Annotated in this window: 15 protein-coding genes, 1 pseudogene and 1 riboswitch; of the genes and pseudogenes, 3 read left to right on the forward strand and 13 right to left on the reverse strand. The window is 30.9% G+C overall.

The features are described 5' to 3' along the window. Positions 1 to 15: 15 nt before the first annotated feature. The 12 genes and pseudogenes from ACTG48_RS18055 to ACTG48_RS18110 form a co-directional block, all read right to left on the reverse strand. Positions 16 to 1,023, reverse strand: coding sequence for a proline racemase (locus ACTG48_RS18055; RefSeq protein WP_021386243.1), 1,008 nt, complete (start codon positions 1,021 to 1,023; stop codon positions 16 to 18). 19 nt (positions 1,024 to 1,042) lie between these two features. Then, entirely contained in the window at positions 1,043 to 1,516 is a 474-nt protein-coding gene (locus ACTG48_RS18060) for a glycine/sarcosine/betaine reductase component B subunit (RefSeq protein WP_479918807.1), read from the reverse strand. 26 nt (positions 1,517 to 1,542) lie between these two features. Next, positions 1,543 to 2,010 (reverse strand): glycine/sarcosine/betaine reductase component B subunit, encoded by a 468-nt coding sequence (locus ACTG48_RS18065; RefSeq protein ID WP_021386220.1) that lies wholly within the window; start codon positions 2,008 to 2,010, stop codon positions 1,543 to 1,545. Between the two features lie 14 nt (positions 2,011 to 2,024). Next, on the reverse strand, positions 2,025 to 2,783 hold the full coding sequence (prdD, locus tag ACTG48_RS18070; RefSeq protein WP_479917601.1) for a proline reductase cluster protein PrdD: 759 nt from the start codon (positions 2,781 to 2,783) through the stop codon (positions 2,025 to 2,027). 79 nt (positions 2,784 to 2,862) lie between these two features. Beyond that, positions 2,863 to 3,588: a D-proline reductase (dithiol) protein PrdB gene (gene prdB / locus ACTG48_RS18075; RefSeq protein ID WP_079739805.1), complete on the reverse strand. Its 726-nt coding sequence runs from the start codon at positions 3,586 to 3,588 to the stop codon at positions 2,863 to 2,865. A gap of 37 nt (positions 3,589 to 3,625) precedes the next feature. After that, on the reverse strand, positions 3,626 to 3,910 hold the full coding sequence (locus ACTG48_RS18080; RefSeq protein ID WP_003422102.1) for a CBO2463/CBO2479 domain-containing protein: 285 nt from the start codon (positions 3,908 to 3,910) through the stop codon (positions 3,626 to 3,628). Positions 3,911 to 3,972: 62 nt separating this feature from the next. Beyond that, a complete protein-coding gene (gene prdA / locus ACTG48_RS18085; protein WP_479917602.1) occupies positions 3,973 to 5,847 on the reverse strand; it encodes a D-proline reductase (dithiol) proprotein PrdA in 1,875 nt (624 codons plus the stop codon). 140 nt (positions 5,848 to 5,987) lie between these two features. After that, positions 5,988 to 6,410, reverse strand: a pseudogene (locus ACTG48_RS18090) (D-proline reductase (dithiol) proprotein PrdA); the annotation flags it as partial. A 438-nt stretch (positions 6,411 to 6,848) separates the two neighbouring features. Next, positions 6,849 to 8,609: a sigma-54 dependent transcriptional regulator PrdR gene (prdR, locus tag ACTG48_RS18095; RefSeq protein WP_021386203.1), complete on the reverse strand. Its 1,761-nt coding sequence runs from the start codon at positions 8,607 to 8,609 to the stop codon at positions 6,849 to 6,851. Between the two features lie 371 nt (positions 8,610 to 8,980). Continuing rightward, entirely contained in the window at positions 8,981 to 11,077 is a 2,097-nt protein-coding gene (locus tag ACTG48_RS18100) for a Cys-Gln thioester bond-forming surface protein (RefSeq protein WP_479917603.1), read from the reverse strand. 15 nt (positions 11,078 to 11,092) lie between these two features. Further along, positions 11,093 to 11,178: riboswitch (cyclic di-GMP riboswitch) on the reverse strand. Positions 11,179 to 11,614: 436 nt separating this feature from the next. After that, on the reverse strand, positions 11,615 to 12,928 hold the full coding sequence (prdC, locus tag ACTG48_RS18105) for a proline reductase-associated electron transfer protein PrdC (RefSeq protein ID WP_021386223.1): 1,314 nt from the start codon (positions 12,926 to 12,928) through the stop codon (positions 11,615 to 11,617). Positions 12,929 to 13,316: 388 nt separating this feature from the next. Next, complete coding sequence (locus ACTG48_RS18110; RefSeq protein ID WP_021386279.1) at positions 13,317 to 14,081, reverse strand: polysaccharide deacetylase family protein; 765 nt, start codon at positions 14,079 to 14,081, stop codon at positions 13,317 to 13,319. Between the two features lie 290 nt (positions 14,082 to 14,371). Between ACTG48_RS18110 and ACTG48_RS18115 the strand changes: the two genes are divergently transcribed. Next, the gene (locus ACTG48_RS18115; RefSeq protein WP_003422115.1) at positions 14,372 to 14,575 is read left to right on the forward strand and encodes an alpha/beta-type small acid-soluble spore protein; all 204 of its coding nucleotides are present in this window, start codon (positions 14,372 to 14,374) and stop codon (positions 14,573 to 14,575) included. A 190-nt stretch (positions 14,576 to 14,765) separates the two neighbouring features. Then, complete coding sequence (locus tag ACTG48_RS18120) at positions 14,766 to 15,302, forward strand: DUF4364 family protein (RefSeq protein ID WP_009891708.1); 537 nt, start codon at positions 14,766 to 14,768, stop codon at positions 15,300 to 15,302. A gap of 3 nt (positions 15,303 to 15,305) precedes the next feature. On the opposite strand, the gene ACTG48_RS18125 is transcribed toward ACTG48_RS18120, so the two are convergent. After that, entirely contained in the window at positions 15,306 to 16,172 is an 867-nt protein-coding gene (locus tag ACTG48_RS18125; RefSeq protein ID WP_021386168.1) for a YncE family protein, read from the reverse strand. Between the two features lie 148 nt (positions 16,173 to 16,320). Between ACTG48_RS18125 and ACTG48_RS18130 the strand changes: the two genes are divergently transcribed. After that, entirely contained in the window at positions 16,321 to 16,566 is a 246-nt protein-coding gene (locus ACTG48_RS18130; protein WP_021386182.1) for a TIGR03905 family TSCPD domain-containing protein, read from the forward strand. Positions 16,567 to 16,613: the final 47 nt, after the last annotated feature.

Here is a 16,613-nt window from a genome sequence, read left to right on the forward strand (position 1 = left end):
CAAGTTATTTATTACTTATTTAAGAATAAATCCATGTTTAAGTGGATCTTCTTCATCTATTACAAAGTGATTAAATCCAGTTATATAAGCAGAACCACTTATTTTAGGTACTACAGCATTGAAATCTGCAACTTTAGTTTCTTCAACTATTTCACCTTTGAATAAAGTTCCTAATATACTTTCATATACGAATTTTTCTCCTACTTTTAATTCACCTTTAGCATGTAAAGTAGCTAATTTAGCACTTGTTCCAGTTCCACATGGAGATCTGTCAACTTGACCTTGACCAAATATAACTACGTTTTTGTAAGTAGCTTCTGGATGAGTTGGCTCATCATATATTTCAACTAAGTCTACAGTTTTTATATGAGCTAAAGTTGGATGTTGTATTTCTATTTTTTCGTTTATTATATCTCTAAGTTTCATAGCTAGCTCAGTTAATTTACCAGCATTTTGAGGTTCGATTTTTAAACCTAATTGACTTGCATGTATTATAGCAAAGAAGCTTCCACCAAATGATATGTCAAATTTAACTGTTCCAACACCTGGTAAGTCAACTTCAACACCTTCTTTATATAAGAAAGCTGGTACGTTTAAGAATGATACTTCTTTAGCTTTTCCATCTACAACTGTAACATCTCCTCTTATTATTCCTGCTGGAGCTTCCATAACTACATGAGTTATAGGCTCTACTGCTGGAACTACACCTGTTTCTATAGCTGCTGTCATAGCTCCTATTGTACCATGGCCACACATGTTAAGGTATCCGCCACCGTCCATGAAGATTATTCCAAAGTCAGCATCTGGACAACAAGGTTGAGTCATTACAGAACCAAACATATCATTATGTCCTCTTGGCTCTAACATTATAGCAGTTCTTAAATAATCTAGATTTTTTTCTAAATATTCTTTTTTCTCAGGCATAGAATTTCCTTTTATGTTAGGTATTCCACCTACAACTATTCTAGTTGCTTCACCTGCTGTATGAGAGTCTATAGCTTGTATACTTCTGCTAAATTTCATATCAAATTCCCCCTTAGGTTTATTTTGCGTGCTCACGCATTTTTAATTTTAGGAAAGCTAATGCTTTTTTAACATCAACTTCATCCATGTGATTGTCTCCAACTACTTCTGTCTCTATGTAGCCTGTTGTCTTTTTATAATCAATTATAGTAGCTTTATCCAAATATGAATTGGTAATTACTAATCCATCTGCTCCTATAATAGTAAGACCTACTGTAGGTATATCTGATTTTACAAACTCTGATATAGCATTTGTAAAATCAATATGCTGGTTTCCTGCCATATCTAAAGTTATAATCACTCCATCAGGTCGCAATGATTCAATCCATCTTCCAAGTCTAGTTGCCAAAAATGTTTTCCATTCATTGTGCTCTGATGTCCCAACTACAACCACTCCTAACAAGTCTATGTCAGAATCATTATCTATCAAATCTAGTAATGGGTCTCTAAATATATGAAGTGATGTGTTTTTCATTGATGTAGAAATTCCCACAAAACTCATTCCCTTACTTAAATTTTTTATCCATGTTTTCTCATTTTAAGCTTTAAAAATGCCAAAGCCTTTTTAGCATCTATTTCATTTGTGTTGTTTTCTCCAACAACTTCTGTCTCAATACCTTCTTTTGATTTGTTCATATCAACTATTGTATTCATATATTGATTGCTTACAACAAATTTAGCTTGAGTACCATTAAATGTCACTCCAACTACAGGTATATCTCTTTTGCCTATTTCTTCAAATGTATTAGCATAGTCAACATGTGAGTTTCCCCATCCATCTGATGAAACTATAGCTCCATCTGCTCTCATGGCTTCCAGCCAAGCGGCCGTTCTTTGTCCCACAAAAGTCTTATTTTCATTTCCATCTGGAGTTCCTACTACTATTACTCCAAGTAAGTCTACATCTTTATCACTTTCAACGATGTCTAAAAGTGGGTCTCTAAAGTGATGAAGAGATGTTTCTTTTGTTGAAGGTCCTATTCCCATAATATCCACCTCTCTTAAGTCATAGCTCTAAGGGCACCATCTCTGTATTCATTAGGAGATATAATCATAGGTACATTTCCCATATCTATAATTGATGTTCCTCCTTCAAAACCACTAGGTTCCTTTGAGAATAACTGATTGTCATACATAGCACCTTGACCTGCTATTTGCTTTACTATGACAACCTTTTTTGCATTTGGTCGAATTTTGTCAAAATATTCACGAACTTGAGTAGCATTTCTTCCGTCTTCCATTTTCAAAGACGTTCTTATTTCTTGTATAAAATCATCACACGCTCTAAATGCTGCAAGTGGAAGTGTTCTTTCGAAAGGTAAACCTCCCTTTAGAGTTACATCCACATGAATTATATAATCTTCAACTGATGGAGTTCCATATCTACCAAACACCATTTGTTCTTTCAGAATACCTTCTGAAGAACCAAATTCATGCATTTGATTTCCATCTTCATCTGCACCAGTTAACATTACGTATACACCAGTTAAAGTATGTGTAATTCCCTCTCCCAATCTGCCTAAAACTTTGGTTGATATTGGTATAATGTCCATAATAGTGTTAATTTCTCTGTCATAATCTCCAGGCTTTATTATATCCACTTTTATGTCTGTTATTAAATCTTCTCTTTTTTTTATTTCATCTATACTTGATAAGTTGATTGTAAGTACATCTTTCTTTATAGAAGTTTTTGAACCGAAATTAACTTCATTCATATGAAACGGTTTTATAACAAGTCTTCTCATTATTTTTTCTTCCATAATATCCACCTTTGTTCTTAAAACCCCTCTCCCAACTGTATGGGAGAAGGGTTTTATATTTTCAAATATAAATTACATTTTAAACGTGAGCTTTATATTCGTATGGTAATGGAACTATCTTACCAGCAGATGGTATTGCTACTAATTGCTCTAATGTATCTCTTAGTATATGTGTTTGCATTTCTATGTTATGTGGTTCACCAGCATTAGCACCCATTGGAACTAATGGAGCAACTGCTCTAGGAGTTCCGTTTTGTCTAACTACTGGAGGAAGAGCTGCAATTATTATTGTAGGTATTCCAGCTTCCTCTATTGCTCTCTGCACGATCACGGCAGTTCTATGGCAAGTACCTCAGCCAGCTGTCATGACTACACCGTCTACTCCTTCTTCCTTAAGTTTAGCAGCGATAGCAGGACCAGTTTCTTCAGTGAAGACATGTTGGTTTCCTCCACCACCCATGAATGCATAGTGCATAGGAGCTACTGCTTTTATAAATCCTTCTGCAGCTAATTCATGTAATCTATCTATAGGAAACATACAGTTTATATCTTTGTTTACATCTCCATTGTCATATCCACCATGTGATACCATCATTTCATCAACTGTAGCTGTATTAGGTACTGCTCTAAATGTAGTATCTCCTGCTAGATTAAATCTCTTGTCAGATTTTAAGTGAACACCAGCTGCTGTAGCTAAAGCTATAGTCATATCTTTTAATTCTTTAGTTACAGGAGTCCAAACTGGAGGAGGTGTTATTGGAACGAATATTTCAGATTGAAGTCCTTGTACTGTTGTAAGGCTCATATATTTCCTCTCCCTTCTATTTTCAAACGATTATTTATTATTTTTCTTCTTGCTTTGATTGCATTTCTGCTTGTTTTTCTTTTTCTCTCCTAATATTTTCTACATACTCTTGATTAGGCTCTGGACTTAATACCTCAGGATAGCTTAGCATGAATCCAACTTCTTGACCTATCTTAAGTTCGTAGTCAGTTATAAGCATTCTATTAGGTATTTTAAATTGTCCAAGTCTACCTTTCAGGTCTATAGTCACTCCACCACCTTTGATGTCAACTATAATACCCTCATAAAAAGTCTCTGATGAGATATATTTTAATCTATCCATTATAATTCTACCTCTCTACACTGTTTTAAACTTGGATCTAAATTTATACTATTATCTAAATCTTAGTTTTCGTCTTTTTCGTATATTTCTCTTCTTTTCTTACTCATTGGTAAAGATTGCTCATTATCTTCTAATGCTATTTTTTCTCCTGTAACTTTTTCTATAGCCTCTATGTTATTTAATTTAACATTTGGATTCCATTTTCTTTCAGGAGCTTTAACTTCTACACCAGCTATAGCATTTTTAAGCATAGCCATTATTCTAACAGCATCTTCTGGAGCTAATGTATTGTTAGATAATATTTCATTCTCTATACCTTGTTTAGACTTGTTATTGTCTACCATGTGAGTCATGTACTTATTACCAACAACTAGAGCACCTTGAACAGCTGAGAAACTTACACCAACTACTGGTATACCTCTCATACCTATTTGCTCTATGTGAGATGCGAAGTCTATATGGTTATTTCCGAAACCTTCAGTAGTTACTACAGCTCCATCAACTTCCATAGCTTCAACTAACATACCTAATCTCTTAGATACATAGAATTTCTCAGCATTTACTTGTGGAGAACCAACAAATACAACACCTACTAAATCTATTTCTTCATCTTCCATAGCTCTTATTACTAATGGCTCTCTCCAGTAATGTCTTGACATTTCTTTTGATGCAGGTCCTATACAAGTTAATGCATGGATACCACCATCTAATACTTCAAGTGGAGATAATACAACTGGCATGTTTCCTAAGTCAACGTTTGGTTGAGCTCCTAATGTACCAACTGGCTCAACTGGTAATATTAGGTTATCATGCATTGCACCTTGTCCCATTATTTCTTTTATAACAACAACTTTCTTTTTACCTTCTCTTCTGTATTGCTCTATTACTTCTTCGTCAACTACTAAAGAGTTGTCAACTGTTTTTAATGCTTCTCTTATTTCTTGAGTTACATAGTCAAATGCACGGTGAGCAGCTAGAGGTCCTGGTCTTTCCATGTTAGTTCCTGCTTTTATTGTTACTTGACCTTTGATGAATATTTCACCTTTGTCAGCAGCACCTGGTCTACCCCACATCATAGTAGTATTTAACTCACCTTCTGAAGAACCGAATTCACCTATTTGAACTCCATTTTCATCTGTACCAGTTAATACCATTACAGCTCCATCTATAACTCTAGTTATACCTGAACCTAATTCGCCTTCTTCTTTAGTAGCGATTGGTTGTATATCTAATACAGCTTCACTGTAAGTTTCATATTTATCAGGAGTTATTATTTCTAACTTCATATCTACAACTAACTCTTGAGTATCATTAGCTTCTTTACATATTTCTTCAGCATTTCTGATGTATAAAGTAGTTCCTTCTATTTTAGTTTCATCAGCAAATTCAACTTTGTCTATTTTAAAGTGTTTTTTAGTTAAGCTTCTTAAAAGTTTCTTTTCTGCAACTTTTGGAGCTACTTCTACTGCACCTGCTACTGGAGCAGCAACGTTTGCTACTGGAGCAGCAACTCCTGCTTGACCAGCTACTGATAAAGGTATTTCTAAACTTATATTTTTACCTTCACCTATGTGTATTTTAACTGTTTCACCTAAAACTCCTGTGCTTACTGGCACTACTGCTTCTAAAGCTGCTGGAGCTTCTTCTACTACTGCTTCTTCTACTACTTCTTTAGCCTCTCCTGCTTTGTATCCTTCTACGTTTTCTGTAGTCATTGGAGATAACGCATCTAAAGTTTCTTTTAACTTAGCTCCTAGTACTTGACCTATAGTTAATCCATTTTCTGGTATTGTTAATAATCCAGAATCCTCTAAGTCTGCAAATATTGCTGGATCTTCTAAGTTTTCTGGTGCTATTATTGTTCCCGCTTCAAATCTACAACAACATACTGCTGGGTCATTTGCATGGGCTTGAGCTGTTTCTAAAGTTATTGACATAGTATAAAATACCTCCTTACATTATTTTCTTATTTATTATTTTAAATCTCGATTCCTCAACAGGTAACCCCTTAACTGAGGAATCAAGTAAATTAAAACCTACTTAAATAGTTGTATTTTAACTATTATTTTTGTGGTACTACTCCCATTTGAGTAGCAATTGCTAAAGGTATCTCTAAGTTTATATCTTTACCTTCTTGTATGTGTATTTTTATTACTTGACCTGTTGTAGCCTGTGTCAAAGTAGATACAGGTGCTACTGGAGCTTCTACTACTTCTTCAGTAGATTCCTCAACATCCGTTTCTGCTGTTTTATACCCTTCTACATTATCTGTAGTCATTGGAGATAAAGCATCTAAAGTTTTTGTTAATTTAGCTCCTAATACTTGACCTACTGTTAAATGATTTTCTGGTATAACTAGCAATCCTGAATCTTCTAAATCTCCAAATATTGCTGGATCTTCTAAATTTTCTGGTGCTATTATTGTTCCTTCTTCAAATCTACAGCAGCATACTGCTGGGTCATTTGCATGAGCTTGAGCTGTTTCTAAAGTTATTGACATATAAAAATGCCTCCTTCTTTTGATTTTTAATTTATATTGATACCTTAACACTTTTAATAATAAACATTTTTACTGTTCCCTACTAACAGCTCCAAGTGTTAAGATTTTTAAACTACATAAGTCATCAAAATTATTGTTTTTTTCTCATTTGAAGTCACCTTATATATAAGCAATTCCTATGCCAACTTATTAACAAAAAGATTTTTTCTATAATAGATTCTTCTCTTATCGCTATTTTTAGCCAAATATCATATAAATATTTATTTAAAGCAGTTTATTTTTTATGCTTGTAAACATTTTCTCAAACAAAAAAAAGTGTCAATTTATCAACACTTTTTCATTTTTTTTAACATACCCACATACATAGCATTGTTATAGCCATTGATTTTGCTACATTTCAAACTCGCACTTATTATTTTGTCAAAATTTAGTCATGTGTCATATTTTAGACACATCTATTTTATACTGGTCTATCTTATAATACAATGTAGTTCTTGGTATATTTAATATCTTAGCTGCTTTAGCTTTGTTTCCATTAGACATTTTTAAAGCCTTTGTTATATTTTTTACTTCAATCTTTTGAGTAGCTTTCGTCAAATCCAAAGGATATTCCTCTTCTTCAATACTCTTATTAGTAGAATCCATCATATAACTTGGTACATCTTCCACCTCTATCCTAGAGTTTTGAGATAAAACAACCATATTTTCAATTGTATTTTTCAATTCTCTAATATTGCCTTTCCATCTGTAACTTTGAAATATGTCTATTACATCTTTACTAATTGTAAGAACAGGTTTATTATTTTGTTTACATATTTCTTCTAAAAAACTATGCACTAACAATCCTATATCTTCTTTTCTCTCTCTAAGTGGTGGTATTTTTATTTCCACAACATTTAATCTATAATATAAATCTTCTCTAAACTTTTCTGCTTTTACCATTTTCTCTAAATCTTTATTAGTAGCTGATATTATTCTGGGATTTATTTTTATTGTGGTATCTCCACCAACTCTTCTTATTTCTTTTTCTTGCAACACTCTAAGCAACTTAGCCTGCATACTAAGAGGTAAATCAGCAATTTCATCTAAAAATACAGTTCCATCTTTTGCAAGTTCGAATATACCTATTCTACCTTTTTTACTTGCTCCAGTAAATGCACCTGATTCATACCCAAAAAATTCGCTTTCAAATAACTCATTTGGTATAGCACTACAGTTAACAGGTATAAACTGACCTTTCCTCTCACTATAATCATGAATAGCTCTTGCAAATACTTCTTTACCTGTACCACTTTCACCCCAGATAAATATACTACTATTAGTTCTAGCTACTTGTTTTGCAATCGCTTTCGATTTTTCTAATTTATAGCTTTTACCTAAAATTTTGTCAAAGCTACCTTTAGATAAGTTTTTAACTTCATTCTTTAAATATTTCAAAGTATCATTTACTTTTTCAAGCTCAAGAGCAAGTATCTTGGCTTCTGTAACATCAACCTCTGTACATACAACACCAATAAATTCTTCCTTATAAAATATAGGATTTGCATGAACTAACGCATACATATTTTCTTTTTTATCCGTAAAATATAAGTCACTCATACCGATTTTACTATTCAATACTTTCTCTGAGATAGTATTCTCCAAAAATTCGTTCATCGGTCGACCGACTATGTCTTCAGATTTTATATCATACCTTTCCTCCATAAACTTATTCCATAATATAACTACACCTTCGTTATTTATAGCACAAATTCCTTCTTTAATTTGTCCTATAATATATTTTAAAGTCAAACCATAGTCTTCTAAGTGCATATATAGATAATCTCTAATATGTTCTTGTTTTAATACACCAATAATTTTATTATCTCTAAGAACAGGAAGAATTCCTATATTTTTCAATATCATTATATCTCTACACTCATCTAAGGTTAAACCTTCGCTGACATATATTACATCCTTTTTCATTATAAGTTTTACTGTCTGGCCTTCATATTTCTTATGCATGTCATAAAGATTATGTATATCTGTCATAGATATAATACCTTTTAATTCACCAGATGAATCTATTACCATTAGAGTTTTTGTATTGCTTTTTATCATTTCTTTTATTGCATCTTCAATTCTTGTGTCTTCGTCTATAGTTGTAAATTTTGTATCCATTACCTCTTCTACTTTTTTTACTTCTGGTATCGAAAACATAAAGTCCCCCCTTTATAGTAGTACATCATCAAAACTTATTTATACATATTTATTCTAGCATATCATAATAACAATTTATTCAATAATTAATATTAAAATTTCTTAAGTGATTATTATACAGATTTCTAATACAAATTCATGTAAGTACTAAAATGAATACTTAAATCTATACAAATAAAATCAAATGAATTATACCTTTAGTATGTTATTTTTTCAATACTATTTTCACCTTCAAATTATTTTTCTATTCATAAAACAGTTAACATCCATTTTAAAAAAGATTATATTTACATAAAAAAATGCCTCAAAATGATTTTTAAATCAATTTGAGACAATATATTTTAAAACTTAATAATAAGCAGTATTCCGTATTAATTTTTTACTCTTTTAGCTTGATATACCAATCCACAAATTGCTATAACACCAATAAGTATATATGGCATTATTTGCGTTTCATCACCTGTTTTTGGTGATTTTACCACTATATCATGTGATGGTGGCACTGGTGGGTTTACTATTGTATCATTTTTTGATGGTACTGATGTATTTTCTACTATATCACTTGATGGTGGTACTGGTGGATTTATCACTGTATCACCTGATGGTGGTATTGGTGGATTTATCACTGTATCATCTGATGGTGGTATTGGTGGATTTATCACTGTATCATCTGATGGTGGTACTGGTGGATTTATCACTGTGTCATCTGATGGTGGTGATGGCTTAGGTTTATGCCCGTTTGAGTCATTATTATCATTATTTGGTGGTATTGGCGGATTTACATCTGGGTCTCCATCCGTTGGTACATCTATATTGAAATCAACTACTTCACCACTTTTTTGTTCTATTGTATAGCTCAATAAATTTTGCTTACTAGCTGGTAATACAGATGAGTGGTCTTTTTCTCCAAAATCAAAAACTGTCTTAAAATATTGAATGGCTTTTGGGAAAATATAATCATAAGATAATGCAGATACCTTATCTTTTACATCTGGCTTATCTATGCTCTTAAGTTTAAACTTTTGTTGTGTTGAAATCTCTACTTCACCTGTACCTATTACATTTCCGTTTTCATCATAAGCAGTTACTCCATCTGGTAATTTCAACTTAACCACACCACTGTAGCCTACTAGAGCTATAGATTCTGTTTCATAAGTTCCATCTTGAATTTTATCAAATTTAATATCAGTTAAACCACTACTTAAACTAGGTTTTCCTGTATCATTTGGCTTTAACTCATTACGACCAGCTTCTAATAATGCTTCTAAATAAGCTTTTGTATTTATTTGAGCTTCCTTGTCTTTCAGATATTTAGCTTTTTCTTCTTCAGTATTTGCATTCTCTATCAATCTATCATAAGAATCTATAAGAGTTTGATAAAGCTTAAGTCTCTCTTGCTCATTCATTTGCCCAAGCATAATCCAAATTGCATCTTGAGTTGCAAAATGAATCATACCTTCATATTCTTTTCCACCTAAATTAAATTGTTGCTTATATCCAAATCCATCAAACTCAGAACCTGCATATAGTATAGATTTAATTGCATCTTCATTTTTATTTTCTTGACCATTAAAATCTTCTGCTGGTAAGTATGGACTCTTATTTTTATTACTTGGAGATTTTAAATGATTATTGTAACAAAATGCAGTTTGTTCTCCATCTTCACCTTCTATTACATATTTACCATACTTATGGCTTGCACCTATAAGACCCTCTATTACATAATCGAAAGTTAAAGTTTTTGTAATATCATCAAATCTTAAATCAAAATAAGGTCTATTTGAACCATCTGTTTCTTTTAATAAACAACTATTCTTTACTTTTGAATTTTTATTATTAGACCAAAAGCTAGTATTTCCATCTCGTGAAGTAAGTACCTCATAAATTTCTGACTGTTCATCTGTTTTTACATCATTTTCGTCTTCCCAGAAATTATATACAATCTTATTTATTTGAGATACAGTAAGATTAAGAATATCTTCAATGTTCTTCTTCAAACTCATTTCTTCCACTTCTAATTTTTCTTCTTCTGATGGTATCATTTCATTTGGTACTTCTTCTAATGATGGTTTATCCCCATCTGGTGTCTCTCCTACTGTTGGTTTTTCTCCATCTGGCGTCTCTCCTACTGTTGGCTTCTCTCCATCTGGTGTTTCTCCTATTGTTGGTTTGTCTCCATCTGGCGTCTCTTCTACTGTTGGTTTCTCTCCATCTGGCGTCTCTCCTACTGTTGGTTTATCCCCATCTGGTGTCTCTTCTACTGTTGGTTTGTCTCCATCTGGCGTCTCTCCTACTGTTGGCTTCTCTCCATCTGGTGTTTCTCCTACTGTTGGTTTCTCTCCATCGAGTATTATATCTTTTCCATCTACTTCGTCAGCATAAGATATTATTGGTGCAAATGCAGTAAATGCTATACTAAAAGCAATTACTAAACTAATTATACTTGATTTTTTAATTTTTATTTTCAAGATTTTCCTCCTATTTATATTTATAGCAGGTTGCACTACTAACTCCATATATCTTTTAAGTGCCCAGGTTTAAGATATACTTCACAGTTTCTATAAATAGGTTTTTAGTAATTTTTAATTCTTATTTTTAAGTATTTTAAGTGCACTTTTTATGAATATCCTAAAATATAATCTTATTATTTAAGATATTCTTGATTAATAAAAGACAAAAATATATTTTCACACTAAAAAAGATACCATAGAGTATCTTGATATAACACAAAAACTTTACCCTGTTGGATGATTGACTTCATTAAATTTTTACTTGTCAATATGGCCACATATTTGAGTCTTTATTTTTGTCTAATATAATTTTAATAGCTATTTCCATCATTATACATTATGCATTACCTTTTGTCTATTTCTTCCATATTATTTATATTATTCCATAATCTTATCGTCATATTGCAACAAAAAACATCCTTAAAGTAATTTTTCAAACTTTTCTAAGGATGTTTTTTTCATATATTTTTATATTATATTATTATTTATATTATATTATTTTATTTTTAATCTTACGTCACCTTTTATTCTTCTTATTAATGGGTGATTAACTGTTCTCATTACATGGTCAGTAATATGATATACACCTAATTTTAATTTTGGTGCAGAACCCATTACTGTGTTACTACAGTCAGTACAGTTTCCTATTAATATAACTTCTGCTCCAGCTTTCTTAAATTCTATACATTTTTGAGCTTGTCCTGGACAGTGTCCTGGATTTTCACATTTTAATGCACCTTTAATTTCTTGAGCTTGTTTACATTTTTGAACTGATACTATATCAGTAACTCCCATTTTAGCTGCTATGTCTCTCATTCTTTCTTCATTAGGTCCACATGCACAGACTAAAAGACCCATTTTTCTCTTTTCATTAACAAATGGCATAGTAACTATTATACCACCACTAGTTTTAGTTATTGGAGTATCTAAAGTAGTAGCTTTACCAGTGAAAGGTCCTCCTAAGATTATCTCTCCGTATTCACCTTTTATTCCACCAGCTCTTTCAATTAATTCTCCAACAGTAGTTCCGATAGGTACATCTTCAAATACTATAGATTCTTTTCCACTGTTTAATTGTCCAACTACAGTTACATTTTTAGATATAACTGGTCTTTTTTGCTCAACAGCTTCTACTATTCTAGTTAATGTCTCTACATTTATTACTACTGCATTAGCTTCTGAAGGTAATTGAGTTGGCTCAAGTAATTTACCTAGAACATCTCTTACTATCGCTCTCTCTTCTCCCATTGGGTACATGTCAACTAGTTCTGCAACTTCTATGTTATCTCCTGGCTTTATTACTTTTTTGAATGCTGCTATTGCTTCTGGATGCTTGCTTTTTATTGCTAGCATACCTTTTCCAGCATTAGTAACTTCCATAGCGTATTTTATACCTTGATAAACTATTTCTGGTCTTTCTTCTATTTCTTTTATGTTGTGAGCTAATAAAGGTTCACATTCAGCTGCATTTGCTAATATTGTTCCACCTTTTAAATCTATGTTTAATTTTATATGAGTAGGGAATCCTGCTCCACCCATTCCTACAACTCCAGCTTCTTTAATTAAGTCAAGTATACTTTCTCCTTTTAATGGTTCAAAAGTATCATCTTGTACTTCATCAGCTTCGATTACTATAGCTTGGTCATTTATTTCACTTATTTTTCCACTAACACTGGCATAAATATTTGCCCCTAATCCAGCTGGTTCTGCGATTAGAGTTCCTTTTTTTACTACATCTCCAACACTTACTACTGGTTTATCTGGACCACCAACGTGTTGTTTTAATAAAATAGAATATAGTTTGTTCAACTAGTACGCCCCCTTAAGTATATTAATTTTTTTATAAGCTGTTCAAATAATGTTAATGTTGTTTTTCTATTACAATGTCTTAACATATTGTTTATTTCTATAGAACATATCGCTTATTAACAAAGCAATTTCTATGCCAACTTTTAAACAAACTTATATCCTTTGAAAATACTGTCTTACAGCATTCATAACTTATTTAAAATATTTAAACTTATTTTAAATAAGTCAATTATTAGACACTTTTTTAATTAATTTAATCTATAATTATTGATATCGCATACATGCATAAAAAGTGTCAAAAAATAGACACCGTCTTTTTATCGACACTTTTCTAACATATATTATATAATTTACCACAACTTTACTTAAAATATACATTTATTACTTATTAATTCCTAGGTTTTTGCACTCCATTAGAGTCAACTATGTAATTATCTTTATATAGTAAGTCTGATACCTTTACTAAATTGTATCCATCTTTTTTAAGTTTACTTATTATAGTGTCCAAGTAGTTATCTACATCATTTATATTAGCATGAAATAAAACTATTGAACCAGGTTGAGATTCTTTTATTACTTTTTCAATTACGTGGTTTGGTCCAAGCTCTTTCCAGTCTATAGAATCCACATCCCACTTAATTACTTTATAACCTAAATCACTACAAATGTCCATAGCTTTGTTGTTTACATCTCCAAAAGGTGGTCTAAACAGATTGGTCTTTTTCCCTGTTATATTAAATATCTTTCCCGATGTCGTTTCTATTTCTTTTGTTATATCTTCTTTTGATATTTCTTTCAAATTAGCATGGGTATTTGAATGGTTTCCAATTTCATGACCTCTTTCATCTATAGCCTTTACAATATCTTCATTATCATCAACCCAACTACCAACTAGAAAAAAAGTAGCTTTTATATTATGTTTATCTAAAGTATTTAGAATTTCATCCATATTATTAGTTCCCCATGCCACGTCAAAACTTAAAGCTATTTTTTTCTCATTTGTATCAACTTTATATATAGGCATTTTTGAGTTGTCAGATTTAGAACATATGTACTTTATTCCACAAACAAAAGCAAATATTAATACTAATAATAATGAAAAAAATAAAACACTATATATCAAAGCTTTAGTTCTTTTAACTTCTCTTTTCATACTATTCCCCCTTTTAGATAATTTCTTCTATATTTAAAATTTATTTTTTTTTAGCTCAAAAAAGTACTGTAATATTTAATTTATAGGACAATAAAGAAAAAAACAAAGTCTATCTTGACCCAGTTAAATGCTCTAAAATACTCATTTATTTAATTTTTTTATATTTTTTACATTTTTACCTTTATTTTTCTGTATATATTGTTTTTATTTTGGAGAAATTAGTATTAACATCACATAAATAAAAGTGTTGTTAGACATCATAAACTAATTATTTGAGGAGGAAATTTACTATGTCAAATTCAAACAGAACAGTAGTGCCAGAAGCAAAAGCTGCTTTAAACCAAATGAAATTAGAAATAGCTAACGAAATAGGTTTATCTAACTATGAGAACATAGACAAAGGTAACTTAACAGCTAGAGAAAATGGATATGTTGGTGGATACATGACTAAGAAATTAGTTGAAATGGCTGAAAGACAAATGGCTGGAAAATAGATAGTAAATTTTGACACCTGGGTATCAACAGGGCTGCTAATTAGCAGCCCTATTTCTCTGTATTTATTTATAAAATTAATTTTATATGATTTGTTAAAGATTAATAATACTATACAAATTGTTCTTTTAATTTTGTATAAATTAGTTTAATATATTATATATAGAAATAGTTTGACGGAGGATGATATTTATGTTTGAAAACTCGTCTGAAGAATTAGCGTATCATAAACTTTTAATTTTATATATCTTAGAAAAAATTAAAATGGATTTAACTAATTCTCAAATAACTCAAGTAGTATTAGAGACTGAAATGATGAATTACTTCTCATTACAACAGCTTTTATCTCAGCTTATGGAATCTAAGTTTTTGACTACATATAAAGACTCTGACAGAGAATATTATGCTCTTACTCAAAGAGGCGTAGAAAGTCTAGAATACTTCTTTAATCGAATACCTACTAGTGTTACAGAAAAAATAGACAAGTATATAGATTCTAATAAAGAAAATTTACTAGCAGATACTCAAGTAAAGTCTAGTTTCGTAAAGCAAAGTGATAATGAATTTATTGTAAACCTTAGAGTCATAGAAAATCAGTCTAACTTAATAGATTTAAATCTAAATGTTTCATCAGAGAAACAAGCAAAACTTATTTGCAACAACTGGAAAAATAATGCATCTTATATGTATGCCGAAGTTATCGACTTACTTATAAGAGACATACATTAAAGCCTACAAACAAATTATAGTTGTAGGCTCTTTTCCTACCTTGATTTCTTTTATTAATTTATTATTTGCGGTTTCGTAAACTTTCACTGAGTTTTCTTGTGTGTCTGATACAAATAATAACTTTTCATCTTTAGATACTTCTAATCCCTGAGGAATTCCATTTATCTCAATATTTCCAATATATCTACTTGTTGTATAATCTAAAATTCTCACATTATTATAACCCAAGTCAGCAACATAAACTTTTTTGCCACTATAATTAAATCTTATTTCCACTGGTAATAAGAATTCATATAATACCTTTTTTATATCCATGCTTACTTCATCAACTATTATGAGCTTTCCATCAAGTGTTGATATATACATTTCTTTCTTTTGCTTATCAAGTTCTATATGCCATGCTCTAAAGTCCATATTAATTTTCTTTTGTATATTTTTATTTATTGTATCTATACATACTATTGAATTTATACACGGTACATATAATTTTTTACTTTCTCTGTCAAAGTCAAATCCATGTGGCATATTATCAACACCAATAATTCCTATTGGATTTAATGTGTCTTTATCCAATACATATATACTATTAGAATCTTCATTTGCTACAAATAATTCATTATCACTAAGTACAACTTGACTAAGACTTCCTCCTATGGAAACAGTATCAATTATTTTATCATTACTTAAATCTAAGACATAGAGTATACCATTACTTGAGCTAGGTATGTATATTAAATTTTTTTCTTTTTCTATGCAAAAATGATGTGGATATATATTATCTTCTAATACTATTTCCTTTTCTAGCTCAAGTGTAGAATAATCAACTATGCTAATGCTCTTTGATAGATAGTTAGAAATATAGATTTTCACATAACCCCTCCTCTCCACAATACATATACTACAATAATATATTATTTCATTAGCTTGTATTATGCTTTATAGTTGCATTATTACGCATATATTTGGTATTATTATTAATGTTAAAAAAATGAAATAATATTTAATGGAGGTCTTTTTAATGAAAGTAACATTTAACCCAAGTGGTGTCTGTTGTAGAGAAATGATTTTTGAAGTTGATGAAAATAATATGATTGTTGATGCTGAGTTCGTAGGAGGATGTAATGGTAATTTATCAGGACTTAGAAGCTTAATAATTGGTCAAAATGCTCTTGAAGTAGCTGATAAATTAAATGGTATTGATTGCGGTGGAAAAGGTACTTCTTGCCCAGACCAGTTATCTAAGGCTATCCGTCAATCTATATAATTACTACTATATAACATCAATAAAATTTATTAAAAACTTACTTTACA

It is taken from the genome of Clostridioides sp. LIBA-6822 (assembly GCF_056688955.1).